The organism is Candidatus Chlorohelix allophototropha (assembly GCF_030389965.1).
Lineage (GTDB): Bacteria > Chloroflexota > Chloroflexia > Chloroheliales > Chloroheliaceae > Chlorohelix > Chlorohelix allophototropha.
Map to the genome: position 1 here is coordinate 1,859,697 of NZ_CP128399.1, position 22,485 is coordinate 1,882,181.

Annotated in this window: 36 protein-coding genes and 1 tRNA gene; 26 read left to right on the forward strand and 11 right to left on the reverse strand. The window is 44.7% G+C overall.

Features of this window, described 5'->3' with window-relative positions; translation table 11 throughout:
* Positions 1 to 3: 3 nt before the first annotated feature.
* The 9 genes from OZ401_RS08170 (at position 4) to OZ401_RS08210 (ending at position 5,420) form a co-directional block, all read left to right on the forward strand.
* Entirely contained in the window at positions 4 to 1,203 is a 1,200-nt protein-coding gene (locus OZ401_RS08170) for a hypothetical protein (protein ID WP_341467736.1), read from the forward strand.
* Between the two features lies 1 nt (position 1,204).
* Positions 1,205 to 1,837, forward strand: coding sequence for a hypothetical protein (locus OZ401_RS08175; protein WP_341467737.1), 633 nt, complete (start codon positions 1,205 to 1,207; stop codon positions 1,835 to 1,837).
* 23 nt (positions 1,838 to 1,860) lie between these two features.
* Complete coding sequence (locus OZ401_RS08180; RefSeq protein WP_341467738.1) at positions 1,861 to 2,298, forward strand: hypothetical protein; 438 nt, start codon at positions 1,861 to 1,863, stop codon at positions 2,296 to 2,298.
* Entirely contained in the window at positions 2,291 to 2,515 is a 225-nt protein-coding gene (locus OZ401_RS08185) for a hypothetical protein (protein ID WP_341467739.1), read from the forward strand. The genes OZ401_RS08180 and OZ401_RS08185 overlap by 8 nt, the downstream gene beginning before the upstream one ends.
* A complete protein-coding gene (locus OZ401_RS08190) occupies positions 2,516 to 2,746 on the forward strand; it encodes a hypothetical protein (RefSeq protein WP_341467740.1) in 231 nt (76 codons plus the stop codon).
* 39 nt (positions 2,747 to 2,785) lie between these two features.
* Positions 2,786 to 3,580 (forward strand): N-acetylmuramoyl-L-alanine amidase, encoded by a 795-nt coding sequence (locus OZ401_RS08195; RefSeq protein WP_341467741.1) that lies wholly within the window; start codon positions 2,786 to 2,788, stop codon positions 3,578 to 3,580.
* Between the two features lie 464 nt (positions 3,581 to 4,044).
* Positions 4,045 to 4,266, forward strand: a complete 222-nt coding sequence (locus tag OZ401_RS08200; RefSeq protein ID WP_341467742.1) for a hypothetical protein — start codon at positions 4,045 to 4,047, stop codon at positions 4,264 to 4,266.
* Between the two features lie 43 nt (positions 4,267 to 4,309).
* Entirely contained in the window at positions 4,310 to 4,480 is a 171-nt protein-coding gene (locus OZ401_RS08205; protein ID WP_341467743.1) for a hypothetical protein, read from the forward strand.
* A gap of 589 nt (positions 4,481 to 5,069) precedes the next feature.
* Positions 5,070 to 5,420, forward strand: coding sequence for a PleD family two-component system response regulator (locus OZ401_RS08210; protein ID WP_341467744.1), 351 nt, complete (start codon positions 5,070 to 5,072; stop codon positions 5,418 to 5,420).
* Positions 5,421 to 5,526: 106 nt separating this feature from the next.
* Here the strand turns inward: OZ401_RS08210 and OZ401_RS08215 are convergent, their stop codons facing one another.
* On the reverse strand, positions 5,527 to 7,179 hold the full coding sequence (locus OZ401_RS08215) for a hybrid sensor histidine kinase/response regulator (RefSeq protein WP_341467745.1): 1,653 nt from the start codon (positions 7,177 to 7,179) through the stop codon (positions 5,527 to 5,529).
* A 712-nt stretch (positions 7,180 to 7,891) separates the two neighbouring features.
* On the opposite strand from OZ401_RS08215, the gene OZ401_RS08220 reads away from it, so the two are divergent.
* Positions 7,892 to 8,260 carry a response regulator gene (locus OZ401_RS08220; protein ID WP_341467746.1) on the forward strand — a complete coding sequence of 123 codons (369 nt, stop codon included), beginning with the start codon at positions 7,892 to 7,894 and terminating at the stop codon, positions 8,258 to 8,260.
* Positions 8,261 to 8,308: 48 nt separating this feature from the next.
* On the opposite strand, the gene OZ401_RS08225 is transcribed toward OZ401_RS08220, so the two are convergent.
* The 7 genes from OZ401_RS08225 to OZ401_RS08255 are packed head-to-tail and all read right to left on the reverse strand — an operon-like array spanning position 8,309 to position 11,378.
* Positions 8,309 to 8,479: a hypothetical protein gene (locus tag OZ401_RS08225; RefSeq protein WP_341467747.1), complete on the reverse strand. Its 171-nt coding sequence runs from the start codon at positions 8,477 to 8,479 to the stop codon at positions 8,309 to 8,311.
* Positions 8,463 to 8,915, reverse strand: a complete 453-nt coding sequence (locus OZ401_RS08230; RefSeq protein ID WP_341467748.1) for a hypothetical protein — start codon at positions 8,913 to 8,915, stop codon at positions 8,463 to 8,465. Before OZ401_RS08230 ends, OZ401_RS08225 begins: the two co-directional genes overlap by 17 nt.
* Position 8,916: 1 nt before the next feature.
* The gene (locus OZ401_RS08235) at positions 8,917 to 9,471 is read right to left on the reverse strand and encodes a hypothetical protein (RefSeq protein WP_341467749.1); all 555 of its coding nucleotides are present in this window, start codon (positions 9,469 to 9,471) and stop codon (positions 8,917 to 8,919) included.
* Between the two features lie 55 nt (positions 9,472 to 9,526).
* Positions 9,527 to 10,201, reverse strand: coding sequence for a hypothetical protein (locus OZ401_RS08240; RefSeq protein ID WP_341467750.1), 675 nt, complete (start codon positions 10,199 to 10,201; stop codon positions 9,527 to 9,529).
* Between the two features lie 10 nt (positions 10,202 to 10,211).
* A complete protein-coding gene (locus OZ401_RS08245) occupies positions 10,212 to 10,928 on the reverse strand; it encodes a helix-turn-helix domain-containing protein (protein WP_341467751.1) in 717 nt (238 codons plus the stop codon).
* The gene (locus OZ401_RS08250) at positions 10,928 to 11,176 is read right to left on the reverse strand and encodes a hypothetical protein (protein WP_341467752.1); all 249 of its coding nucleotides are present in this window, start codon (positions 11,174 to 11,176) and stop codon (positions 10,928 to 10,930) included. The genes OZ401_RS08245 and OZ401_RS08250 overlap by 1 nt, the downstream gene beginning before the upstream one ends.
* Positions 11,169 to 11,378, reverse strand: coding sequence for a helix-turn-helix domain-containing protein (locus OZ401_RS08255; protein ID WP_341467753.1), 210 nt, complete (start codon positions 11,376 to 11,378; stop codon positions 11,169 to 11,171). The genes OZ401_RS08250 and OZ401_RS08255 overlap by 8 nt, the downstream gene beginning before the upstream one ends.
* 179 nt (positions 11,379 to 11,557) lie before the next feature.
* On the opposite strand from OZ401_RS08255, the gene OZ401_RS08260 reads away from it, so the two are divergent.
* From OZ401_RS08260 to OZ401_RS08335, 16 genes are all read left to right on the forward strand, one after another.
* On the forward strand, positions 11,558 to 11,842 hold the full coding sequence (locus OZ401_RS08260; protein ID WP_341467754.1) for a hypothetical protein: 285 nt from the start codon (positions 11,558 to 11,560) through the stop codon (positions 11,840 to 11,842).
* Between the two features lie 14 nt (positions 11,843 to 11,856).
* Positions 11,857 to 12,141, forward strand: a complete 285-nt coding sequence (locus OZ401_RS08265; protein ID WP_341467755.1) for a hypothetical protein — start codon at positions 11,857 to 11,859, stop codon at positions 12,139 to 12,141.
* The gene (locus tag OZ401_RS08270; protein ID WP_341467756.1) at positions 12,142 to 12,594 is read left to right on the forward strand and encodes an LPD29 domain-containing protein; all 453 of its coding nucleotides are present in this window, start codon (positions 12,142 to 12,144) and stop codon (positions 12,592 to 12,594) included.
* Positions 12,591 to 13,109: a hypothetical protein gene (locus OZ401_RS08275; protein ID WP_341467757.1), complete on the forward strand. Its 519-nt coding sequence runs from the start codon at positions 12,591 to 12,593 to the stop codon at positions 13,107 to 13,109. Before OZ401_RS08270 ends, OZ401_RS08275 begins: the two co-directional genes overlap by 4 nt.
* The gene (locus OZ401_RS08280; RefSeq protein WP_341467758.1) at positions 13,091 to 13,369 is read left to right on the forward strand and encodes a hypothetical protein; all 279 of its coding nucleotides are present in this window, start codon (positions 13,091 to 13,093) and stop codon (positions 13,367 to 13,369) included. The genes OZ401_RS08275 and OZ401_RS08280 overlap by 19 nt, the downstream gene beginning before the upstream one ends.
* Positions 13,370 to 13,543: 174 nt before the next feature.
* On the forward strand, positions 13,544 to 13,702 hold the full coding sequence (locus tag OZ401_RS08285; RefSeq protein ID WP_341467759.1) for a hypothetical protein: 159 nt from the start codon (positions 13,544 to 13,546) through the stop codon (positions 13,700 to 13,702).
* Positions 13,703 to 13,855: 153 nt separating this feature from the next.
* The gene (locus OZ401_RS08290) at positions 13,856 to 14,041 is read left to right on the forward strand and encodes a hypothetical protein (RefSeq protein WP_341467760.1); all 186 of its coding nucleotides are present in this window, start codon (positions 13,856 to 13,858) and stop codon (positions 14,039 to 14,041) included.
* Complete coding sequence (locus OZ401_RS08295) at positions 14,034 to 14,540, forward strand: hypothetical protein (protein ID WP_341467761.1); 507 nt, start codon at positions 14,034 to 14,036, stop codon at positions 14,538 to 14,540. Before OZ401_RS08290 ends, OZ401_RS08295 begins: the two co-directional genes overlap by 8 nt.
* Positions 14,541 to 14,605: 65 nt before the next feature.
* Complete coding sequence (locus tag OZ401_RS08300) at positions 14,606 to 14,866, forward strand: hypothetical protein (protein ID WP_341467762.1); 261 nt, start codon at positions 14,606 to 14,608, stop codon at positions 14,864 to 14,866.
* 12 nt (positions 14,867 to 14,878) lie between these two features.
* Positions 14,879 to 15,535 carry a Rad52/Rad22 family DNA repair protein gene (locus OZ401_RS08305; protein ID WP_341467763.1) on the forward strand — a complete coding sequence of 219 codons (657 nt, stop codon included), beginning with the start codon at positions 14,879 to 14,881 and terminating at the stop codon, positions 15,533 to 15,535.
* A gap of 149 nt (positions 15,536 to 15,684) precedes the next feature.
* A complete protein-coding gene (locus OZ401_RS08310) occupies positions 15,685 to 18,462 on the forward strand; it encodes a class I SAM-dependent DNA methyltransferase (protein ID WP_341467764.1) in 2,778 nt (925 codons plus the stop codon).
* Between the two features lie 159 nt (positions 18,463 to 18,621).
* Positions 18,622 to 19,104: a hypothetical protein gene (locus OZ401_RS08315; protein WP_341467765.1), complete on the forward strand. Its 483-nt coding sequence runs from the start codon at positions 18,622 to 18,624 to the stop codon at positions 19,102 to 19,104.
* A 416-nt stretch (positions 19,105 to 19,520) separates the two neighbouring features.
* Positions 19,521 to 19,766 carry a PIN domain-containing protein gene (locus tag OZ401_RS08320; RefSeq protein ID WP_341467766.1) on the forward strand — a complete coding sequence of 82 codons (246 nt, stop codon included), beginning with the start codon at positions 19,521 to 19,523 and terminating at the stop codon, positions 19,764 to 19,766.
* A gap of 15 nt (positions 19,767 to 19,781) precedes the next feature.
* Positions 19,782 to 19,994 (forward strand): hypothetical protein, encoded by a 213-nt coding sequence (locus tag OZ401_RS08325; RefSeq protein WP_341467767.1) that lies wholly within the window; start codon positions 19,782 to 19,784, stop codon positions 19,992 to 19,994.
* A 15-nt stretch (positions 19,995 to 20,009) separates the two neighbouring features.
* A complete protein-coding gene (locus OZ401_RS08330; RefSeq protein ID WP_341467768.1) occupies positions 20,010 to 20,258 on the forward strand; it encodes a hypothetical protein in 249 nt (82 codons plus the stop codon).
* Positions 20,259 to 20,282: 24 nt separating this feature from the next.
* Entirely contained in the window at positions 20,283 to 20,669 is a 387-nt protein-coding gene (locus OZ401_RS08335; protein WP_341467769.1) for a hypothetical protein, read from the forward strand.
* 78 nt (positions 20,670 to 20,747) lie between these two features.
* Here the strand turns inward: OZ401_RS08335 and OZ401_RS08340 are convergent, their stop codons facing one another.
* The 3 genes from OZ401_RS08340 to OZ401_RS08350 form a co-directional block, all read right to left on the reverse strand.
* Positions 20,748 to 21,833 carry a tyrosine-type recombinase/integrase gene (locus OZ401_RS08340; RefSeq protein WP_341467770.1) on the reverse strand — a complete coding sequence of 362 codons (1,086 nt, stop codon included), beginning with the start codon at positions 21,831 to 21,833 and terminating at the stop codon, positions 20,748 to 20,750.
* Positions 21,834 to 21,892: 59 nt separating this feature from the next.
* Positions 21,893 to 21,965, reverse strand: a tRNA-Lys gene (locus OZ401_RS08345).
* Positions 21,966 to 22,105: 140 nt separating this feature from the next.
* On the reverse strand, positions 22,106 to 22,381 hold the full coding sequence (locus OZ401_RS08350) for a hypothetical protein (protein WP_341467771.1): 276 nt from the start codon (positions 22,379 to 22,381) through the stop codon (positions 22,106 to 22,108).
* Positions 22,382 to 22,485: the final 104 nt, after the last annotated feature.

Sequence of the window (22,485 nt, forward strand, 5' to 3'; positions counted from 1 at the left end):
GCAATGCTAACCGTAGTAACTTTTGACAACCAAGCCCCTTCTAAAGCCTATGCCTTGACCGATGTGCTTGACATTGAGTTTACAACGGCTGCGCTAGGCGGGTTTGTGGATGCCACAATAACGCTCGGTAGGCAACCGGGAAGGGCATATCTAGGCATAGCTTACAACTACCATACGCTAATACTTGCGCCGGGTGGAGAAGTGATATTTGAAGGACGCATTCACGCCTTGCCGCAATCCATCCAAAATGGCGGGAGCAGTACCTATCAAATTACGGTGAGCGGCTATCTGATAAATCTTAATGAGCAAGATACTTGGATTCCAGCCTATACCACAGCCACCGACATAGCCACAATAATGCTGGCAGGTATAAGCGGATATGCGCCGATGCTAAATGCCAGCAGCGCCACCGTACCAGCCACCGGGACGAGTGTTCTCTACAAAACTGATAACACGGCTTCGATTAGGGCGCACCTAGACACCTTGATTAAATACGGGTCGAGTGGCAATCAGGAGCTATTGTGGCAGGTCTGGAACAATCGCACTTTTTACCTAACACCTCGCCCGTTGGTAACTTCGCCTTATTACGAGAGCAGCGTGAGAATGGTTGATAGCTGTGATTTGGGTATCAATGGCGATGCGTTTATGACCCGTGTGACGGTGAAGTATAAGACCGATACAGGCGTAACCACCTATACCAAAGATGCGACCAGTATAGCGGGTGTGAACTGGCAAAGTAGGTATGCCACGACTTTTGGTAGCAGTAACCCTTCTGCTTCTTCTGTAAATCTAGTTCGTGCGCCGGGAATCGTTGACCTCACCAATGAAGGGATTATCACGGACGCGCAAGCGCAACAGATAGCCACGACAGTAATGACCCGATACGCGCAGAACGGGGTTCAGACCACCGCTACTCACTTGATTTTTAGGCGACCAGACGCAATCAGAGATTATAGGTCTGGTGCAATTTATCCCTTGCATAAGGTGAGAGCGGGACAGTGGTTGATGATTAGAGACCTTCTGGGAGCGGATAGCTCACTTGCGCCGGGTCAAGCTGGCATATTTGTAATAGCTACCAAATACACTATGTCCACCCGGTCACTTGAGATAACGGGAGAGTACGGACAGAACATAGAGCATCTATTGAGCAGGTTGTTATCTTCGACTAAAGCCTATGTAAATCTAACGAACGCAGTAGGTTGATATGCCGCTAAACACAGGAATTGGCAAGCAGTATTCACAAGCGGATTTATACCTTCAACGAGGGACGGTAATAGATGGCTTTACCAGAGCCAATAATGCCACCTATCCGGGACGAGCGGATAGTGGACAAAGTTGGTATCCCTATCAAGGGACGTGGGGCATATCGAGCAATCAGTTATACAGTGCCAGCGATGCGACCAATGACCTTCTATTCCTAGATAGCTTCACTAACAATCCGACCATTCAATGCACTATATCTGGGACGCTCAATAGTGCGACTATTTACCGATTACCTTGCCTAATCTTTTGCGGGTTGGACAACAGTAATTTTTTACAGCTTAACCTGCTCAACGGCGCAATCAATTTAAGCAAGACCGATGCTGGAACTAATACGGTCTTATCCACTACGGCTACCACTACGGCTGATGGGACAAACTACACCTTGAAGGTAATCAAGGATGGATTGAGCATAACCGTTCTCAAGAACGGCACATCCTTAATTAGCCACACTTTAGCCAGTGCGAATTTCAAGTACCTACAGTGGACAAAGGTGGGCTGTTTATTACTCAAAGCTGGCGCACCTGCTACAGCGGCAAGGTGGTCAAGTTATACCTGTGTCGAAACGGCACATTAACCGATAGAAAGGAGGCTAGATAAATGAACAATTTACTAACCTCATCTGATTTTTATGCCTCAGTAGCGGCTGCACTTATAGGTATAGGGAGTTCTATTATCTCCTATAAGCGCAGCCGTAAGAAGATGGCGCAAGAGATAAAGACCTTGCAAAGTGATAACGAACGGTTGAGCAAGCGGGTGGAGCAGCTTGAGTATGAGAACCAAGAGTTACAGCAATCGGTCAAAAGACGGGACGAGGATTATCACAACATAAAGACTTTGCTAGATGAAGTGCAACAGGAGCGGGAGAACGAACGGGAGAGCTTTGAGTTAGAACGTCAAAGAGTGCAATCAAACCGGGATAGCTTGAGAGCCAATGTCACTTCACTAAAAAAAGAGAACCAGCTATTGAAAAAACTTGTCTCTGAAAAAGAGGCTGAAAACAAACTTTTACGAGAAAGGATTAGCAATTATGAGTAATGACACGAAGGTAGTAATCCCTTTATGGGGCGAGGTGGCAATCCAAGTTTTATTGCAATTGGTAACAGCCCTTTCAACGTGGGCTACATCCAACGACCCGACCATAGCAGCCTTGACCACTTCGGTAGCGGGTGTCCTGTTCAATGCCACGACCAGCTATCTTCACAAGAGCGGGGCAACCAAAGTCGCTAGCAAAAATGATACATCTAATAAGTAGATGGCAAAGCGGGTCATAAAATTCGCCTATGTGGTAGTCGGAAAAGATGAGCGTGGCAAGCCGATTGTTGACCGGGTGAGCTATGGCAACTATGAGGATTTTGAGTGTCCCAGATGCGGCTATCGGTATCAAGTAGAGTTCGGCAGGAAGCCGCCAGTCTGCTACTACTGTGAACCTAGACCTATGAGGATGCGCCATTATGGACAGACGGATAAGGATGGCAATTGCTGACTGGTTCTGGCGTTGCCTGATAAATAAAGGTAGAAGGTAATGTTTACGATACTTCAAAAACCAGTACAAAATTACTGGACGGGTAGAGCGGGAATGCAAGCGGTAGCTATCGTTGACCATATTATGCAAGGCACGTTGGCTTCCACTGACGAGTGGTTCAACAACCCGACCTCTCAAGCCAGTAGCCATTTCGGAGTAGGCAAGGATGGCACAATCCATCAATACGTTGACCTTGCTAACTCAGCGTGGGGCAATGGGATTGTTGACCATCCCGATATGAGTATCGGTTGGTTATCGAATGCAATTGGGCGAGGTATCAACCTTAATCGTATGACGGTCTCGATAGAACACGAAGGCAATACGGGTGACGTAATGCCAGAGGCGCAATACCAAGCCAGCTTATACTTGCATCAATACATCAGCCAGCAATTAGGTATAATCTTAGACCGGGAGCATATAATCGGGCATTACCAGATTGATAGTGTGAACCGTCCGAACTGTCCGGGAACGGGTTTTCAATGGAGCAGATTGATGAGCGATTTACAGCAGACAGGCATACCGCAGAGTAACCCAGACGGTGAGTATTTTCAAGAGACTGGCTATTGGATAGTCAACGTTTTACCAGACGGGACTAGAATAGGCTTCCTAGACTTCTTCAAAAATAACGGGGGCATCAACGCTTTCGGGCTTCCAAAAACGGGAGCATATTTCGACCCGGCATTGGGGCGCGTGGTACAGCAGTTGGAAGCCAGTCGGCTTGAATATCACCCGGAGAACCCCGACCCTTACAAGGTGGAGAGGGGCTTGGTTAATGACGAGCTTCGGGGCGTTTAGACTACTATCCATCTATTTCAGGGGGTAACTCCTGACAATCCTCCTCAAAAAAAGTGCTTTTCTGCCGAGAAGCACTTTTTTTTATTTTGCTGAAAAAGACAGTTTTTTACCCAAAAATAGCCCTTATAGATTTACTAAAACTAAGAATTGGTAAATTTATCCGATTTTTAAGGCTTAATCCGCTTGAATGGCTTTATGGCGCAAGTGAAGCTATTTTTGAGACCTTTATGTTGATACCTTTTCCCCTTGCAACAGCCCTTCACGGGCTTTGTGATTGGTGGGTTCTAAGCGTTGACAAGCCCGTGAAGCGGGGCAACGGTAAACACCCACATAATGCTAGTAACAAATACTGACGGGCTTTGTATCGCGTGTTTTGAAATTCGTGTGTAAATCTATTGTATTTTGATGTGAACAGTTATATAATGCTAGTAACAAATACAAGTTTACTGATTAAGAAAGGATTTATGACTATGAAACTTACCAAAGAACAAGCCGAGCAACTTGACCTGTTTTTACAGGATTGCGATGAATATCTTGAATACGCCGATGACCCGGCGATGTATATCTGGGACAAGTTTTTTAACAGCCCAGAGCAGCGGGAAGCCCGTGAAGCCGAAGAAGCGGAAAGCCGCTTAGAACTGCTTGCCGCCCGTGTGGTGCGCCGTAGCAATCGCACCCGCCAATAGGGTGCGATTTTTATCCAAGCTGATTATAGAAAGGGCTAGGACAATGTTGAAATATAAAGTAGAAGATACCAAATTTGAGACCTACCGGGAAGCCTGTGAATACGCGCTGACCATTGGTAGTGGAACTGCCATCCAAGAGTTAGTAAGAGGAACGGGGAGCTATCAGACAGTAGCCCATGTTAGTTGGTTACATACAATCCAAGAGGTATATTAAGATGAAAAAAGAAGTAAGCACAAGGCTCTGGTTCTAATTCAAAACCACTTTCTCTTCTGCGGTAAAGGCTCATCAATTGTAGACTTTTTCTCTTTGATAGAACAGTACAGCAACACCCTGAATAGTTAAGATAGTACACACTCTGCAAATTCGTTACATTTTTAACAATATTTAAACGCTTTTTTACCTTTATTTACTGCTAAGCATCTTATAATATGTTTATAAGATAACGATGGTGACTGTGTTTCGTCTCTTTTATTCTGTATAGTTTAAAGATAAGGAGAATAGAGGCATGGTAATGATGTGCGGTAAAGCCCAATTCTAGGTTCAATCAATAAAATTTTCTGACATAGAGAAACTAGTTACAGCATTTTGCTATACTACGTACTACTTTAGTTTATACACCCTAGTTTATTAGACATATCTTATTTTCAGCCTACTGCATCGTTGCAGCAGGTTGGCTTTTACTGCCTATCTCAATGGCGCGATAGGTAAGTTTTTCGCCACATAAATAAAAACAAGGGGTGGTGCTAACCCATCACCCCTATATTTTCTTGTACTCAATATTATCACATAGGGAATAGGTGACATGGTAGTTTTAGTTATAAATGAGACTGCTATTCTGCGAAAAGCCCTACGCAGATTCTTTGAACTACAGGGCTACACTATGATTGAAGCTGGGAACTTTGGTCAAGCTTATTCTATGGCAATCGAATACAAACCACAGTTTGTACTAGCTGATAACCTTATAGAAGCAACATTGTGCCTCAATTTTTTCCAGCTTCTCCAGTCAATTCCCGGTATGGAAATGACTGAGTTTGTAGTATTTACTGACTATGATGATGAGTTTGAAACTGCCGCCAGTATCAATCTAAAAGCAACTATTACCAAGCCCAACATATTGCCTAAGATGAGAGAGCATTTCCCACCCTTACATTAGAATAAACACCTCCTAACTTCCCCTCATTTTAAGCAGTACAACAAAGAGCCGAGCATAACCACCCGGCTCTTTCATCTTTTATAGGGTTGCACTATAAAGAAATATATTATGCCAGCATTGCGTCCAACTTCTCGCGCAGTTCCAAAAACTTGAAAGGCTTACTCAGCGCACCCTTAAACCCATATGCCTCAAAATTGCTCAAAATCGGGTCATTGGAATAACCGCTCGTAACTATTGCTTTTACTTGAGGGTCTATCGCTAATAAGTGTTGGATGGTTTCCTTGCCGCCCATCCCACCCGGTATGGTTAAATCCAATATCACCGCTTGGAAAGGATTAGCGCTCTCCAACGCTTCCCGGTAGAGTTCAATTCCCATTGCGCCATCAAGAGCGGTTACAACCTCATACCCCACAAGACCAAGCACTCGTTTCAATAATACGAGAATATCATTTTGGTCATCTACAATCAGAACTTTGCCTCCATACATCGAAACCAGCTTTTCCCCAGAATCTTTCTCAAAAGGTGCAACCACTTCTCCAGAAAGGGCTGGCAAATACAGGAAGAAAGTAGCGCCTTTGCCAAGTTTTGAAGTCACCCCCAGAAAACCCTTGTGCTTACTGATAATCGAAAAGGAGGTCGCCAGTCCCAAACCGCTTCCGCTGGACTTGGTAGTAAAGTATGGTTCGAATATTTTAGTTAAGGCTTCCTGACTGATACCGATACCATCGTCTTGGATGGAGACCTTCACGTAATCAACCGTTTTTAATAGCATTGGCTCATCCTGCCTAACGACACTGTTCGCCAGCACATTCTCAGCGGTAATCGTAATAATGCCACCTTCCGGCATTGCTTGGTCGGCATTGATAATCAGGTTATTTATTACTTGGCTTATCTGATTGGTATCAATATTCACTACCCATAAATCCTCCGGTAAGGCAAAGACACAGCGTACATTCGACCCGTGCAAGGCAAAAATAGCTGTTTCTCGCACCAACTCCTGTAGCGACGAAATTTTTTTGATGGGTGCGCCCCCTTTGGAAAAGGTTAGCAACTGGTGGGTTAATTCCTTAGCTCGGAAAGTTTGGCTTTCGGCTTCTGCCAGCAAGTCCTCTACTTTAAGCGATTTCTGGTCTTTGGTTGCCAGCTTAGCCAACCAGATATTCCCAGCTATCGAGGTCAAAACATTGTTAAAATCGTGGGCAATACCGCCAGCCAGTATTCCCACACTTTCCAACTTTTCGGCGCGGGCTACTTCTAATTCCAGTTTACGTTCGTGGGTAACATCTCGAAAGACCAGCACTACCCCCAATATTTGACCAGTAATCGTATCAATAATCGGCGCGGCGCTATCAGCGATGACCCGTGAATTACCTTCTTGACTAATCAAAAGGGTGCTATTAGCCAAGCCCCTGATAAGTCCGGTATCCAACACCTTTTGAACCGGGTTCTCCACCTCTTTGCCGGTTTTCTCACTGATAATATGGAATACTTCTCGTAGGGGCTTGTTTTGTGCCTCGGCAATGTTCCAGCCTGTAAGGGTTTCGGCAACCGGATTCATCATCACTACTAACCCTTGCGTATCGGTGGTAATCACCCCGTCACCGATGCTACGTAAAGTTATAGCCAGCATTTCTTTTTCTTTGAGCAACAACTTTACGTAGGTTTTGCGTATCTCCGCTTCATTTTCCAGTGCGGTAATGCGCTGCTGCAACCGTTCTAGTTCCTTATGAAGTTGCTGGTTAGAAATATCGTAATCCATATAGATGCCACCTTTTTCCTGCTTTTGCACACAATATCAAGGGTTTATAAATATAGGTGGAGCAACTCACTTGCTACTAAAAAATGGATTGAGAATAAGTGCAGGAGTTAGAATGGAGTGTAAATTGAAAGCTATAAATGTAAGCCAGTTAACCAACTCTTATTTGTACATTTAAATTATAGCACGTTTATAGCTTTTAGTACGCCTCGTCCACTTCTTCATTTGGGAAGTATTTATTAAAGTGTATGTATGCAAAGTATAACTGGAAAAATAGATATACTATATCCCTTTCTATTTAATTAAATTTATGGTATGATAAACTATCAATAAAACTTTTGTGAGAAAATCCTTGAACGTTGTTTGCCTAACTATTTCTCCTAACAGTAGGAGTGTAGATGCTTGTATGAGTTAATGAGCAGAATTAGGCTCAGTTAGCGCAGTAATTCTAGCTTAGGCAAAGAATCTTAGCAGCATATTTTTAGAATACATCCCTCCCCCACCTTTATTTTTAGCACCACAAATAATTAGACAAATCTTAAATTTAGCCTACTTCTTGGGGAAGCAGGTTGAATTATTTAGCTTATCGCAACGGCGCGATAGGTATGTTTATAGCCACACAAATTAAACAAAGGGGTGGCTCTAACTAGCTCCCCCCTTTTTTGCACTGGGTTTTAATTAGATTTAATCAGGTTGGGGTGGAGGACTATTGGCGATGATGGTTCTAATTGTTAACAATGACCATGACTTCAGAAATATCGTCCGAATAATCCTGAAACCGTATAATTACGATGTAGTGGAAGCAGTCAGCTACAATGATGGGTTCTGGAGAGCGGTGGAGTTCAAGCCCCAGATTGTGTTAGTGGATAATATTATTACCTCTAAGTCCGGCATTGATTTGTGTAAGGATATTCAGTTAATTCCCGGTATGGAAGCTACGGAATTTTTAGTTTTTACTGACTTTGATAATGAGTTAGAAAAGGTTGTGGATAGCAGAATAATTGGTGTGATTAAAAAGCCCTACATACTTTTTGAGATGAGAAAAATATTGCCCTTCCCCTCTATTCAACAGCAGGCTGGTTAGGCTTGTATTTAGAATATTGACCCCTTTACTAAGCAAGTTCCCCTTTCCCTAAGCAGTACAAACAAAGAGCCGGGTGTGTAGCTCATCCGGCTTTTTCATCTTTACAAAAAATCCCGACCCAACCACGTTAGGACATACTGGTGGCAAAAGACGAGGGGCAGGAAGAAAGATAACGAAAAGAGCCGGGCTAACATCCTCGCCACTAATGACTATCTTCAACTTGCTTCTCCTGCATAAACTTAATCTGGTCATCGGTCATCTTGCAATCAAGTTTTGCATCTAGGATTTCACCGTCTGGATATACCAGTACGTCCCGATTATTGCGTGTGGCAAGATACACACCTGCGGCAAGGGCTTGCGCTATGAGCATTTGGCTTTGCGTATTGATTGCGCGTTCTTGCGCCCGGTCTGCATAAAGGCTTGCGCGTTCTTGCGTCCTGTCTGCACTAAGCATACGCAAGGTTTGCATATGGTATTCCCGGTTTGCGTGTTCGTTGCGTAAGAATTGCGTAAGCATCCAACCGACAAACGCAAAGCTGGCAGTGGCGCAAAGCATAACCAGTAATAGCGCAAAGTTGGCAATCGGGGCTACTACAATGGCAAGCACCACCTCGACCAGTACGACCCCTGAAACTATATATACCAGATTTCTCATACTACTCCTTTTCACTGGCAATCGAGATAAACATTTCTCCAAGTGCGCCTACGGCTGCGGCAATGGTGGTGATAAATATCCCTTGCAAGGTGAGCGGCGCATACTGTGATACTTTCAACAAGTGCATCAAGCCCACCGTATTGAACACCGTATTCAGGATGAAGAACAAAGATAGGACTACCATTGCCAACGGTGAGTGTCCTTTAGTGAGAAGCGCAATCTGACTACCTGTGAATATCGCGGCTGGCGCAAGGTCTATCCAAACAGTATTGACTGTCGGGAAGGCTACCAACATAAACAGGTAGGTTAAATAGGCATCCATTAGTAGTAGCACGACCCCGAAAATAAAGAGTCTAATCCGGGTTATAGGAGTCAAGCGTCCACGTTCTGGACGTATAAGTAACCAACTAAGTGGGTTTACACCTTCACCCGCCTTCTTGGGCTTTGTAGCGCGTCTGGCGGGAATCGGTATATTTGGGGTCTGGGTAGTAGTATCGAAGTCCAGTGCTGCCACACTGCTTTCGTATCTTTGCGCTCCCGGTAATTTGCTGCTCATCTATTTACTCCTCAAAAGTATTCAACGAATTCAACCTATTCAATTGTTATTCAATCTATTCAATTTGAACCTGTGATTGAATAGAATAGGCTGGATTTACTACGGTAGAAGGGGAGGGTGGTATAGTTTGCATCACTGCTTGCCAGTAGTTTTGCACACCACTACGCATTGCCAACTCCCCTATTGCGTCTATGGTCTGGTCGAACGATTTTAATTTGCGCCTACTTGCACGTCCTGCGCCTTCTGGTTTGGTGATTGCGCCCACCTCCTCTAGCATCTCAACCAGATTGCGGTATTCGGTGCGACTGTAACCACGACCTAACCAAGTGGTTTCGCCTATTGCGCCTTCCACCATTACACCCTTGATAAAAGCGTAGAACCGCTTGCGCTCCTCTAGTAGCTCAAGTGGTAGGTCTTGCGTATTAGGCGCAAGCGGCTTGCGTATGTCTTGCGGGTCTTGCGTATTCGGAGTAGTGGTAGGCGCAAGTGGCTTGCGTATTGCTTGCGTGTCTTGCGTATAGCCTTCTACCTGATTGATAGCTCTTGCGTAATAGTGCAAGCTCGTCATAAAAGCGGTCAAGCCAATGAACGCAATGGCAACAGGTGCGAACTGCAATTCCGCTATTGATAGCGACAGTACGAAAAAGTAGATGCACATTGCGGTAAGCCATAGAAACAGGATTGCTATCCTGCCATCTTCACTGTCTAAATTGCGTATTACTTCCTTCATCCCGATTACCCTAATCTTTCAGGTAGTTCTGCACCGTCCGAAGTGCAATCCCTAATTGCTCGGCTATCTGCTTCTGGGTAAGCCCTTGCTCACGCAAGCGTCTTGCGCCTTGTTTTGCGGTCTCACCCTCACCCGGTAAAACTTGATAGCTCGGCTGCTCATCCTCAAGTAACCCGGTAACTTGTCCATCCAATTGCATAACCTTCTCAGCGATGGAACGCACTTGATGACCCTGCTCATCCAACAGCCCGGAGAAGTAGGCGAACCTGCTCTCGATTACACCACGCAATTCTCTTAGCTCATTGAGCGGGTCAACGGTGGTCGGAGTAGGTTGTGCTACCACAATGGGCTTAAAAAATCCCGGTTTGATTGCGCCTAAAAAGGCGAGGGATAGCGGGAAGATTGCGCTCATCGCCCAACTCCACAAATTACCTTTATGCGATGCGTAATAGGCGACATTCAACCCATAACCGCTTGCCAGCAAGCCGAGTAACCAGAGACCACCGAACACCCTTTGATAGCCCTTCAAACTGGTATCGGAGGCGATAAAAGCCGCATAAGCAGTGCCAGCGTCCAGCCCGATTGCTAAGAACCAGCTAAGTCCCGCTACTTCCTCAAACTGTCCTAGTATGTCTTGGCTATGCCAGATAGTCAGCGCGAGGAATAAAAAGATTAGTAGGTCGGCAATCACTCTTTTAGGCTCTAGCTCTTTTAGCTTCTCCACCACTAATTACCTCGACTTCTCAAAGAGCGGTTCAGTTCCACCCGTAGCTCTATCGTAAGTAGTTCCCGGTTATACCTGTCTGGATGCGGCATATGACCAGCTAAGGCTATGCAAGCTGCCAGCTTCACCATTGCGGTCAGTAGTTGGTCTGGTTTCATAGGGGTCGGGTTCATTTGCTGTATCGCTTGCACAAGGTCTGCCGTTTCTTCTGATGCGCCACGCAAGGCTTTATAGAATTCTTCGTCACTCATTTAGTAGCTCCTCAATCTCGACTTTCAAGGCTTTTGCCAATTTCATCAACGTGCGGTTCTGTGGACTTCTTTTACCCGTTTCAATCCCGGAAATAGTTCCCTTGTTTACACCTGCAAGCAGACTAAGCTGCTCAATCGTCATATTGGTTTTAGCACGTTTTAATCGGAGTCTTAACCCGATTGCACTCGTTGGACTGTTCATCACCATTAACACTCCGTTCACTATCTCACACGGTAATTATACAAAATTGTCAACATATCGCAAAATTTGAGCTTAAAAATGCGTAAAAATTCATTTTTGTAAATCTATTGACTTCATATGTGAACAGTAATATAATGCTAGTAACAAAAGATTTACTGATTACAGAAAGGACAACCAAAATGTTTAGAATACCTGCCGGGACACCTTGCGTAGTGACCAAAGACAATATGCCTTTAAGCATTGACCAAATGCGCCACCACCAGACCAACTACCTACAATTTTTTGAAGTGGAAGAACTGATTGCCGACCCAACCGGGATTGGACATTGCGCCAAACCGGGTGACGGTAGCGAAGCGGGAGAGCTTGCCAAAAAAGGGTTATACGTGTTTGCGCCGATTTGGAATGACAACCTACGTGGATGGGTGATTGCGGTGAGCGCAGCCCGTGTGCAATACGTGGATTAAGAGGAGCAGGAGCGATGACTAAGATTTACCCTGCCGGGAGACAAGGTGTTATTGAAAAGCTAGAAGCGGGATGGACCATCACCGAGAGCGTGGTAGCCCATCGCTACCTAAATAAAATAACCCACGAAGCATTTTTTGCGGGTGGGATGAACACGGGTGAAGGTAAGGTGAACTATCACACCTTTAAGAGTTTGGTTGAGAGCGGGTTCATTAAGCCCATACGCACCCAGACGGTTAAGGGAGCAACATTTACCTGTATAAGCACTGATTATGTAATAGCTGATAGAAAGGACAAATAGATGACAACCAGAGAACTAAGCACAGCCGCACAAGCGGCTAAGCTGATACGAGCAGATATGAAGTCGGAATACCCGGATTTGAAAGTCAGAGTGACTTGCCATAACTTTGCGGGTGGGGACTCGATTACAGTTGAGTTCTACGACCAACCACCCGAAGTTGAGGAAGCCATCAAGAAGTTATTGCATAAGTATGAGTTTGGACACTTCGATGGGATGACCGATATGTACGAATACAGCAATTGGAATGATGCACTGCCTCAGACAAAGTACCTGCACATTGATAACAATCGAAGCCCTGAAATGGATGCCAAGCTTGAAGCCTTTGCATTGAGTTTGTATGGAGAAGATAGCCCACAAACTAAGAGCTATGAGATACATACCACGATGCACAGACTGTTCAGAGACACCTATCCTTATTTTTGGAAAGCATTTAAGAATGGAGAAATAAAATGATTGATATAACTGCCAATAACTACGGTAAGACCGAGCCTAAATTTGTTTTCGCAAAGTATGAGGGCAAAAGGGTTATACGCTGCCAGCGATGCAAAGAACATATCCAACCTGCCAGTCAGTATGCCTTTGTATCTTTCCATAACAATAGGTCGGTTGGATGGCATCCCGATTGCGCTAATGAAGAAGTCGATGAAAGGAAGAACCAGAACCGCTTAATCCAACAAGAAACCCTTAGAACTCTAGGGTTTAGCAATGAGGAGTTATGGACGCTTGACCATATCCTGTTACCACCTATAAGCGGCACAGACAGAGCGATGCAGAACTTCTCGCTGAAATCCTTTTTACAGGTGGGCTACACTGCTCGTTATCACCTAGAGAATATAAGCCCGGAGGCACAAGCGTATTTTATGCAAGAGAGGGCAGCACTGCTTAACCGGGTGAAAATCGAGCTTGCAAGGTTGGAGAAGGAATTAGTAGAAGCAGAAAGGATAACCGAATGGCAATCATTGAAATGAACCCGGTATCCAAACCGCCAAGCGAATGGCACAAAGAGCTACGAGCAGTAGCTTATACCGGGTGGTTCACCCACGAACCACACAAGGAGAAGATGGACGGTTATTGGTGGCAAAAGATTTTTAAGTATTTGGTAGAGACCAATAAGATAGCTTTCAATCAAACCGCGATGACCGCACGATTGACCCCCGAAGGCGAAATGGCACTGCAAGAGTATGACAAGCAATTATATCAATCGCACCGACCAAGAACATCCCGGTAATTAACCAGTGACCTTTCTTAATCAGTCAGCAGGTGGTAATAGCCATCTGCTTTTTACTGTGTCTTTTTAATTGGGTCTTTTTAATTAGGTCTTGTTATGTGTTTGTGTGACAAACGGGTGGTGGTTTGCCACGCAGACGGGTAGGCGTTTGTGTGGCAAACGGGTGGCGTTTGTGTGGCAAATGGGTCTAAGCTCAAAAACCGGGATTTTTTAAGCGGTTTTCTACCATTTAGCAGTGTATTTATACCTATTTCTCCTACAACTACCCTTCACGGGCTTTGTGGTTTATGGGTTATAGCGGTTTTCAAGCCCAAGAAACGCGATTGCATCTAAAACCCTATGTTGACCGGGTAGCAGATTAGACCCGCTTCACGGGCTTTGTATTGCGTGTTTTAGTTTATATTAGTGAATGTATTGACATTCTATGTGAACAGTTATATAATGCTAGTAACAATATTTACTGATTACTAGAAAGGACAATTACCGATGACCAAGACCTTAAAGCCCGTAATTTACCTGAACCCGATAACCTTGCGAGTAACCGGGTTGACCAAGCAATACAGTACCTTAAAGCGCGCCGTAGTGGATTTGAACGCTAGAGGGTATATCGTAACTAGCAAGGTGCAAGCCGGGAATTTGGTTTGTGAGCTAAGAGGTGAGCGCAATGCCTAGAACCATTGCACAATTACAAGCCGAGCTTGAAGATGCGATTGAGCGGGATAAGACCCGCAACGACCAGATTGCCAACGGTGAGAAGGAATACTCCGACTGTTTTTTATCGGATTGGGCTAGCCAGTTGAACATATCCAAACTACAAAGAGCAATTTGGATTGCTGAGAACGGTGGAGAGGATTGGTTTACCGAACTGCTAACACTGGACGATAAGCCCACCTATGCCAAGCTGTGTAAGACGCAATATGGGTATGCTTGGAGACTACCGAACGGGGTCTGGGTAGGACGCAGCCAATCAATCAGCCCGGAGACACAGGAGAAGTACCTTGCTAAGAAGGGCTTCAAAGAGGAGCAAGTATTACACCTTGCCAAAGCAGTAATTAAAGGAGAAGGCTCAGCCTGTTATGTAGGTAGCCGCAAAGTCTATACCAAAGATTGCCAGTGTGGATACTGCCGTGATGTAGCCAACTATTACCAGATAGAGAATGATGATGACTAATTTTTTTTACCGGGTGGTTCACACTGGTAAACAAATAGATGACATAGGTGAAAGGATGGGGCATTATGACCACTGAAACCAGCGTAAAAGTGCCAATGATGTACGAAATAATACTTGCCAGCCATATGACCGATTTGTACCTGAAAAGCGATATGACCGCAGAGCCAGCAGATTTGATTGACCCGGCAATTGCCAAGTCAAAAGTTATCAGTGTTTTACCTGATGAAGTGAAAGCAGAACTGAAAAGGATTTTCCTTGAGGAGTGGTTGGTGGACGGTAGCTTCCACAACTACGTAGCCGACACCCTGAACGGGGACGTGATGTGAGGAGGCATAGAAATGTTGCATAAAGACCAGATAGCACTGCTTAGAGAACCGTTGGATAAGAAGCGGGTGAAGTCTCGCAAGCAAGGCGGGAAGCAAGTAACCTACCTGCCGGGACACGATGTAATTGACACGGCTAATCGGATATTCGGTGAGGATGGGTGGGGCTATACCATTACCAGCCAAATCCAAGAAACCATAACCGATATGAACGGAGTGGTAACAGGTGTTCTCTACACTGCCACCGTAAGACTTGAGATTGATGGCTGCAAGCCCGTTGAGGATGTAGGCACTGGTTTTGTCTATGCAAAGGAAATGGGAACGTTTGCCGCTCGTAGCAAGGGTATTAAGCAAGCAATTACCGATGCACTGAAACGCTGCTTCCGGGTAAAGGGAGTGCAATTCGGTAATGGTCTATATGACGATGACCCGGTGTATGAGCAGGATGAAACAGGAGAGCGCAAGCAACAATACAAGCGTGACACCTCGACCAGCAACACCACCAAACCTGCTCTATCAGTGCCACAGGTTAAAAGCAACATTAGTGCCATCAAGAGTATTGCGGAGCTTGATAACTTCTATGCCGTTATTATGGACGCAGGCTACCAACCCGGAGAAGTAGCAGCCTTGAAGAAAGCTTTCAACGAGCGTTCTCAACAAATAGCAGTATAAAGTTTAAGAAAAGGAGAAACTTTCAATAAACATTCTCAACAAAAGGTAGTATAAGGCTAAAAAAGATTGTATTATAAGGTCAAAGAAAAGAAGCACCTAGCCAGCAGTACAGTACAGTTAACCCACAATAAGCAGACACAGGTAATACAATGCCAATTATTAGCTGGAACGATATTCGCAGTAACGCTGTTGAGTTTTCTCAGGAATACAAAGACGCTACCCGTGAGAATGCAGAAACCCAATCCTTCTATAACGACTTTTTCAAAGTTTTTGGTGTCACTCGCCGCCGTGTGGCTTCGTATGAAGCACCCGTAAAAAAGCTCGGTGCGAAACACGGACGTATAGACCTTTTCTGGAAGAGGACGCTCCTAGTGGAGCAAAAATCTGCTGGCAAAGACCTAGAAGTTGCCTACACTCAAGCCCTTGATTATTTCCCTAACTTGACAGAGGAAGAATTACCTCGCTACATCCTAGTTTGTGACTTCCAGAATTTCGAGTTGTATGACCTTGACACCGATACCGTACATAAGTTCAAGCTGGAAGAATTGCACACTAAGGTTGAGTTGTTCGGGTTTATCGCAGGATACCAGAAGCGGGAATTCAAAGACCAAGACCCGGTAAATATCAAAGCTTCTGAGCTTATGGGAAAACTCCACGACATGCTCAAAGCTACGGGCTATAGTGGTCATGACCTAGAACAATATTTGGTGCGCCTGTTATTCTGCTTGTTTGCAGACGATACCGGGATTTTCGACAAGGACACCCTAAGTTTCTATATCGAAGAACAGACCCGTGAGGATGGCAGCGATTTAGGAATGCATCTCAATTCACTTTTTGCCACCTTGAACAAACCCTATGAAACCCGTCAAACAAACCTGAGTGAAGCTCTAAAAGCATTTCCATATATTAACGGCAATCTGTTTGCCGAGCGTCTTGAGCCACCGGCATTTGACCGCGCTATGCGTGAAACCCTGATAACCGCTTGTTATTTCGATTGGGGAAGCATCTCACCCGCGATTTTCGGCTCACTCTTTCAATCAGTAATGGATAAAGACAAGCGGCGAGGTATGGGAGCGCACTATACCACCGAAAAAAACATCATGAAGATTTTGAAGCCGCTCTTTCTAGATGCGCTTTATGCCGAGTTCGAGAGTGTGCGCTATGAGAGCAAGAAGCTTCAAAACTTCCATAAAAAGCTGGAAACTCTTACCTTCCTTGACCCCGCTTGTGGCTGTGGTAACTTCTTAATTCTGGCATATCGAGAATTGCGTTTGCTCGAAATCGAAGTGCTGAAAGCGTTAAATCCTGATAATGACAAAGCTCTAGAAAAGCAGTTAAAGTTGGACGTTAGCCAATTTTCCTCACGTATCAATGTTGATGCATTCTATGGTATCGAGATTGAGGAATTCCCTGCTCGTATTGCAGAAGTCGCTATGTGGCTAATAGACCACCAAATGAACCTGCGTCTGTCGGAGGCATTTGGACAATATTATGCGCGTATTCCTTTGAAGAAATCCGCTCACATTCATAATGCTAATGCCCTGAAGTTGGATTGGAACACCGTCATATCAAAAGAGCAGCTATCCTACATTCTCGGCAACCCGCCCTTTGTAGGTAAACATCTTATGTCTTTAGAGCAAGGCAAAGAAATTGATATTCTTTTTCATGGTGTTAATGGCGCAGGAGTTTTGGATTATGTTACGGCATGGTATCTAAAAGCGGCGCAATATATTCAGGATAGCCGTATTGTGTGCGGCTTCGTTTCAACCAATTCTATCAGTCAGGGTGAACAAACGGCTATTTTGTGGCAGGAGCTTTTCAATCGCTACCATATCAAAATTCACTTTGCTCATCGTACCTTTGCGTGGAGTAGTGAGGCAAAAGGTAAGGCAGCGGTATATTGCGTTATAGTGGGCTTTGCGGTGTATGACATTGATACCAAGTTACTTTATGATTATGATACCCCGAAATCAGAAGCCCACGAACTCAAAGTAAAGAATATCAATCCCTACTTAATTGAGGGCGATGATTTTGTTATTGACAAACGTAGAAGCCCTATATGTAATATCCCGTCTATGTTATATGGCAATAAACCAGTAGATGGCGGGAATTTAATTTTATCAGATGCGGAAAAAGAAGAGCTACTTAGTAAAGAACCCTTAGCCCTTAAGTGGATAAGACCTTTTATTACTGCTGAGGAATTTATTAACGGTAAAACCCGGTGGTGTTTGTGGCTAGTTGGCATACAACCAAATGAATTACACCAATTGCCTGAAGTAATGAAAAGAGTTAAGTTAGTTAAAGAAACCCGGTCAAATAGTGTGGATGAAGGGGCTAGAAAATTAGCCAGTCGTCCAGCGGAATTCAGGGATACAAAAGTATTCAAAAAATATATGATATTCCCTCTCCATTCATCCGAAATAAGGCAATATATTCCTTTTGGTTATATTGATTTTGATTGTATCGTAGGCAATAGCTGTTCATTTATTCCTAATCCTGACTTATTCCAATTCGGCGTACTCACCTCGCAAATGCACATGGCTTGGATGCGAACGGTATGTGGAAGAATCAAAAGCGACTACCGCTATTCAAATACCATTGTTTACAACAACTTCCCTTTTCCGCAGAACCCAACCCCAGAGCAGGTAAAAGATATTGAGAAAAAGGCGCAAGCAGTATTGGATACTCGCGCCCTGTTTCCTACTAGCACCCTTGCCGACCTGTATGACCCGCTCACAATGCCGCCAGCGTTGGTCAAAGCCCATCGGGTATTGGACAAAGCAGTAGATACTGCCTATCGCAAACCGCCATTCGACACAGAGCTTCAAAGGGTAGAGTATCTTTTCAATATGTATAAGACCATCACCGAGCCGTTACTCACCGCAATAGCTGAGTCTAACAAGAAGAAACGCCAGCCCAAAAATTAGACCAGCTTAATGCACTGGCAATAGAGAGTCGAGTAAAAGCCCGGTGAAAACCGGGTCTTTTTATTGCATTTTTATATTTATATGTAAATCTATTGACATTCTATGTGAATAGATATATAATGCTAGTAACATATAAATTACTGATTACAGAAAGGATTTATGACAATGACTAAGAAGATTGAGACCCAGACACCCGCTAAAGCCCCGATGAGCTATACAGAAACTTGCGCCATCGCACTGAAACAAATGCTAGAGCAGTATGAGTATGACGTAGCTTTTGCCGAGAAGCAGATAATGAAAATCAAAGCCGAAGTGAACCTGAACGTATCGGATATGATACAGTGGGACGGGGAGAAGCTAATCCGACATGATGTACAGCGTGGGATTGCCCAGAGGATGGTAGAGCTAATAAGCTTTAATGGACTACACATAGAGGAGCGGATTGAGCGGATAATTGCCGATGGAGAGGAATTTTTGCAGAAGGTGTTAGACCAGAGGATGTGGGAACACAATAGCACTAGCCAATTCTCCAATGTGGTAGCACAAGCCAGATTATCAGCCCGTGTTACCTACACCCAGAACACGGTTTTAACAGTAGCGCGAACCTACCTACAAATGATTAAGGAAGCCAAAGCCGCCTAGAGCAAGTAAACCAACGCAGACCCCCAGACCCGGTGAAAACCGGGTTTTTTTATGCTCCTCCGACCACCTGCAATTCTTTTACCAAAAACAGTAAATCCGTAAATTTACCCGATTTTAGACCCCTAAAACGCTTCACAGGCTTTGTAAAACACCTGACGGGATTTTTAAGGGTGGTATGTTTGTACCTTTTTCACCTGTAATCGGCACTGACGGGCTTTGTGATTTGTAGGTTATAAGCGTTCACAAGCCCTTGAACACCGCTTGCTATAAATACACATCTAATGCTAGTAACAAACCTTCACGGGCTTTGTATTGCGTATTTTTATATTCATATGTAATCCTATTGTATTCTAATGTGAATATAGATATAATGCTAGTAACATTTACTGATTTACTGATTGAAAGGATTTATGACGATGAAGAAGCAATTGACCGAAGCCCAACGTGAGCAACGCCGCAATGCTGGACGCGCCTTAGCAGCCAAGCGTGGTAGTGAGCATATGAAAGCAATCGCGCGAAGGGGCTATGAGAAAGCCCTTGATAGCACTGACGGGATGTTCCACGTATTAGGTGGACGTGCCGCCCAAGCCGCGCAAAACGCCTATATGATACGTGCCGGGTTTTTCCCAAACCAGACCCTTGCACAATGGGGTTATCGGTAGAGAGGAGCAGGAGCGATGATTGAACCGTTGGTTGACTTTTTACGCCCACTACCTGAATGGATACCGAAGGTCGGTGACTTAATAGTTACCGACCTACCCTTTAGCGGTAGGTGTGGTGGACGCATTTTGAAAATTGAGGGTATCTATGCCCGGATAGGTTTCATTGACGGGGACGTAGCCGGGATGTGGATACCAGTGGAATTAGACAAACTTTTACCTGCCATCTGAAAGGAGAGCAAAGAAATGATAAAGGTTGAATTCCAGACCCGGATTACCTATATGTGCTTCCACGTTGAAGGGATGGACAAGGAGCAGGTTAAGCGGGTGGTCGAGGAACACATTGACGAGTCAGGGGGCTATGCACACCTTATGCTTGCCCTCAAAACTGATAGAGGAGAGCTACCCGGCTGGACGATAGCAAACGAAGTGAACCATCCTGCGCCGAAATATTTTGTAATCGAGGAATTGAATACAGTTGAAAATACTGTATAATGCTAGTAACAAAGGAGTGGAAATATGATTGAAATTAAAAAATGTCGAGTTTGTGGAATTACAAAGCCCAATACACCAGAATACTTCTATCTAAACAAAGGGAAGCTACTTAACACCTGTATTGAATGTCGTAAAGAGTGGAAGCCTCAAACCTTCGTGCCTGTCGAGGTCGAGGGCTTGCCAGTACAAATGGTACAACCCTTAACCGTCCGTAATGGACAGACCCTTTTCATTGGATACCACATAGACAAACTGAAAGCCAAACCAATTTGCTATATTGAAGCAAGCGGGATGCCTGATGAATTCAAGGGCTTGGTCAAGCTACCAGAAGTCTTTGTGAGTGCAGCAATATATAACAATTGGAAGGAAAGCCTACCGACATTGGATGAAGTTTTGGCAGTTGCGCCTTGATTCCCGGTAGGCTAAAATGATTCTTGATTCGGATAGAAAGAAGCACTGGTAAATGTCGGGTTTGCCAGTGCTTCTTTTTTATCGCCGATGCTTTACAGGTCTGCCTTTCTTGGCAATCGAGACCACACCCTTGTCATTGAGCCTTCTCAACGGAGAATTTGCGGCTTGCACACCCGACAGGTAATTGTCGTTGCGATGGATATACATTTCGGTGGTCGTGATACTGCTATGCCCCATCAATTCTTTCAAATCAATCAGTGAGACCTTCTGTTGTGCCATTGTGGTAGCAAAAGTGTGTCGGAGTTTATGGGCGTGAAAATCCACACCCGTAGCGGCTTCCAAACGCCTTATAAGGCTACCGAACCCGGCATAGCCAAGCGGTAACATCTCGTCAGTAACCCATAGCGCGTAATTATCTGGTAGGTCGGATAAGACCTTCTCTGCTAAGTATTGCGTCAAGGCGACCCGACACAAATCGCTGAAGCTCACTACTCGCCTATCGGTTTTACCTTCCACTATTGCCCGGTTATGGTCAAGGTCTAAATCTCCTCTCTTGATGGAGAGCAATTCCCCTCGCCTAATCCCGGTATCAACCAACATTGAGATGATGGCAAGGTCTCTGCGTCCGGTGAAGGTATCCAACCGCTCTGGTTTGGTTAGCTCATTGAACAACTTCTCTAGCTCTAGCTCTGATACAGTTTTGATAACCTTGTTTTGCTTGCGTGTGGAGAAGCTTGCGGCTCTATTGAAGGGCGTATGCTCCACATAGCCACGCTGCTCCAACCAATTGAAGAAGGTCTTCACAGTGCGTCCATACGAGGCAATAGAAGCAGGTGACAAATCCTTGCCGCATTTGTTATTGGTGGGCTTGACGATGCCCCATCGGTCTGGATGATGTTCTCGGAGATATACCACAAATTCGGTGGCTTGCGCGGTGGTAACACATTTCGGGTGCGCCCCTATGTCGTGGTAATAGTTGGTGCAATCCTTCCACCACCAGAAAAACTTGTTTACCTTGTCTCGGTAGTCCAAAATAGTTTTATCGGACAATCCTGTGGCTCGGCAAAAATCTATCCATTGATTGATTAAACTGTTAAATGGACAGGCAGAATTGCCTCTTTTGGGGGAGGGGAGTTTTGTCGTATCAGTGGGTTTCTGTTTCATATATTCCCTCTAAAATCAGTGGGAATAGGAAACGTTTATCGCATTGTAGTGGCTTGAGATGGGTCGCCAGAGACTTGAACTCTGAACCCACTGATTAAGAGTCAGTTGCTCTGCCAATTGAGCTAGCGACCCAAGCGAGGTACATAGTAGCATATTCCGGCATAATCGTCAATACTAAAAAATGAGCTGTATGAATTCAGAGATACTATCAGAAGGTAAGCAAATTGAAGCGCTAAGCTCGATTTATATAATAGTTTTGAACAAAGAAAAGCTTAGACTACAGCAAAGTACTCAAAAGCTAATAGACTGATGGTAACGGGAGAACCGAGGTCTCGACTTACGGCTTCATAACTGGATAGCAATGGAGAAGACCGACTTGCAAAGACTGTTCCCCGACCATTAGCGCTAGTAGCGGCAATTAGGCTTGTTACAGCGCAGTTATGCGACTGGCTATCCGCGATAAGCTTACGCACGCGCTGAATGGTTGGGTGTCCCGTAAGTTCAATAGTGTATTGTGTAGCAGCCCTTTTAGCTGGACTAAGGTGCAAAAAATGATTACTCCTCCATGTGAAGCCCCAAAGCAAGCCTCAATAGGTCGGCTGTGTATAATGAACCAGAAGAACTGAACAACTAAAAAGGGTTTGGTAAGGTG

What these genes read in the sequence shown, in the direction of transcription:
- OZ401_RS08200 (WP_341467742.1), top strand. Translation starts at nt 4,045, where the DNA reads ATGACTATGAAACTTACCAAAGAACAAGCCGAGCAACTTGACCTGTTT.
- OZ401_RS08300 (WP_341467762.1), top strand. Translation starts at nt 14,606, where the DNA reads ATGACCACTGAAACCAGCGTAAAAGTGCCAATGATGTACGAAATAATA.
- OZ401_RS08235 (WP_341467749.1), bottom strand. Translation starts at nt 9,471, where the DNA reads ATGAGCAGCAAATTACCGGGAGCGCAAAGATACGAAAGCAGTGTGGCA.
- OZ401_RS08330 (WP_341467768.1), top strand. Translation starts at nt 20,010, where the DNA reads ATGATAAAGGTTGAATTCCAGACCCGGATTACCTATATGTGCTTCCAC.
- OZ401_RS08315 (WP_341467765.1), top strand. Translation starts at nt 18,622, where the DNA reads ATGACAATGACTAAGAAGATTGAGACCCAGACACCCGCTAAAGCCCCG.
- OZ401_RS08220 (WP_341467746.1), top strand. Translation starts at nt 7,892, where the DNA reads ATGATGGTTCTAATTGTTAACAATGACCATGACTTCAGAAATATCGTC.
- OZ401_RS08335 (WP_341467769.1), top strand. Translation starts at nt 20,283, where the DNA reads ATGATTGAAATTAAAAAATGTCGAGTTTGTGGAATTACAAAGCCCAAT.
- OZ401_RS08205 (WP_341467743.1), top strand. Translation starts at nt 4,310, where the DNA reads ATGTTGAAATATAAAGTAGAAGATACCAAATTTGAGACCTACCGGGAA.
- OZ401_RS08190 (WP_341467740.1), top strand. Translation starts at nt 2,516, where the DNA reads ATGGCAAAGCGGGTCATAAAATTCGCCTATGTGGTAGTCGGAAAAGAT.
- OZ401_RS08270 (WP_341467756.1), top strand. Translation starts at nt 12,142, where the DNA reads ATGACAACCAGAGAACTAAGCACAGCCGCACAAGCGGCTAAGCTGATA.
- OZ401_RS08175 (WP_341467737.1), top strand. Translation starts at nt 1,205, where the DNA reads ATGCCGCTAAACACAGGAATTGGCAAGCAGTATTCACAAGCGGATTTA.
- OZ401_RS08255 (WP_341467753.1), bottom strand. Translation starts at nt 11,378, where the DNA reads ATGAACAGTCCAACGAGTGCAATCGGGTTAAGACTCCGATTAAAACGT.
- OZ401_RS08240 (WP_341467750.1), bottom strand. Translation starts at nt 10,201, where the DNA reads ATGAAGGAAGTAATACGCAATTTAGACAGTGAAGATGGCAGGATAGCA.
- OZ401_RS08295 (WP_341467761.1), top strand. Translation starts at nt 14,034, where the DNA reads ATGCCTAGAACCATTGCACAATTACAAGCCGAGCTTGAAGATGCGATT.
- OZ401_RS08275 (WP_341467757.1), top strand. Translation starts at nt 12,591, where the DNA reads ATGATTGATATAACTGCCAATAACTACGGTAAGACCGAGCCTAAATTT.
- OZ401_RS08320 (WP_341467766.1), top strand. Translation starts at nt 19,521, where the DNA reads ATGAAGAAGCAATTGACCGAAGCCCAACGTGAGCAACGCCGCAATGCT.
- OZ401_RS08170 (WP_341467736.1), top strand. Translation starts at nt 4, where the DNA reads ATGCTAACCGTAGTAACTTTTGACAACCAAGCCCCTTCTAAAGCCTAT.
- OZ401_RS08260 (WP_341467754.1), top strand. Translation starts at nt 11,558, where the DNA reads ATGTTTAGAATACCTGCCGGGACACCTTGCGTAGTGACCAAAGACAAT.
- OZ401_RS08305 (WP_341467763.1), top strand. Translation starts at nt 14,879, where the DNA reads ATGTTGCATAAAGACCAGATAGCACTGCTTAGAGAACCGTTGGATAAG.
- OZ401_RS08325 (WP_341467767.1), top strand. Translation starts at nt 19,782, where the DNA reads ATGATTGAACCGTTGGTTGACTTTTTACGCCCACTACCTGAATGGATA.
- OZ401_RS08280 (WP_341467758.1), top strand. Translation starts at nt 13,091, where the DNA reads ATGGCAATCATTGAAATGAACCCGGTATCCAAACCGCCAAGCGAATGG.
- OZ401_RS08250 (WP_341467752.1), bottom strand. Translation starts at nt 11,176, where the DNA reads ATGAGTGACGAAGAATTCTATAAAGCCTTGCGTGGCGCATCAGAAGAA.
- OZ401_RS08185 (WP_341467739.1), top strand. Translation starts at nt 2,291, where the DNA reads ATGAGTAATGACACGAAGGTAGTAATCCCTTTATGGGGCGAGGTGGCA.
- OZ401_RS08180 (WP_341467738.1), top strand. Translation starts at nt 1,861, where the DNA reads ATGAACAATTTACTAACCTCATCTGATTTTTATGCCTCAGTAGCGGCT.
- OZ401_RS08310 (WP_341467764.1), top strand. Translation starts at nt 15,685, where the DNA reads ATGCCAATTATTAGCTGGAACGATATTCGCAGTAACGCTGTTGAGTTT.
- OZ401_RS08210 (WP_341467744.1), top strand. Translation starts at nt 5,070, where the DNA reads ATGGTAGTTTTAGTTATAAATGAGACTGCTATTCTGCGAAAAGCCCTA.
- OZ401_RS08230 (WP_341467748.1), bottom strand. Translation starts at nt 8,915, where the DNA reads ATGAGAAATCTGGTATATATAGTTTCAGGGGTCGTACTGGTCGAGGTG.
- OZ401_RS08340 (WP_341467770.1), bottom strand. Translation starts at nt 21,833, where the DNA reads ATGAAACAGAAACCCACTGATACGACAAAACTCCCCTCCCCCAAAAGA.
- OZ401_RS08290 (WP_341467760.1), top strand. Translation starts at nt 13,856, where the DNA reads ATGACCAAGACCTTAAAGCCCGTAATTTACCTGAACCCGATAACCTTG.
- OZ401_RS08215 (WP_341467745.1), bottom strand. Translation starts at nt 7,179, where the DNA reads ATGGATTACGATATTTCTAACCAGCAACTTCATAAGGAACTAGAACGG.
- OZ401_RS08195 (WP_341467741.1), top strand. Translation starts at nt 2,786, where the DNA reads ATGTTTACGATACTTCAAAAACCAGTACAAAATTACTGGACGGGTAGA.
- OZ401_RS08265 (WP_341467755.1), top strand. Translation starts at nt 11,857, where the DNA reads ATGACTAAGATTTACCCTGCCGGGAGACAAGGTGTTATTGAAAAGCTA.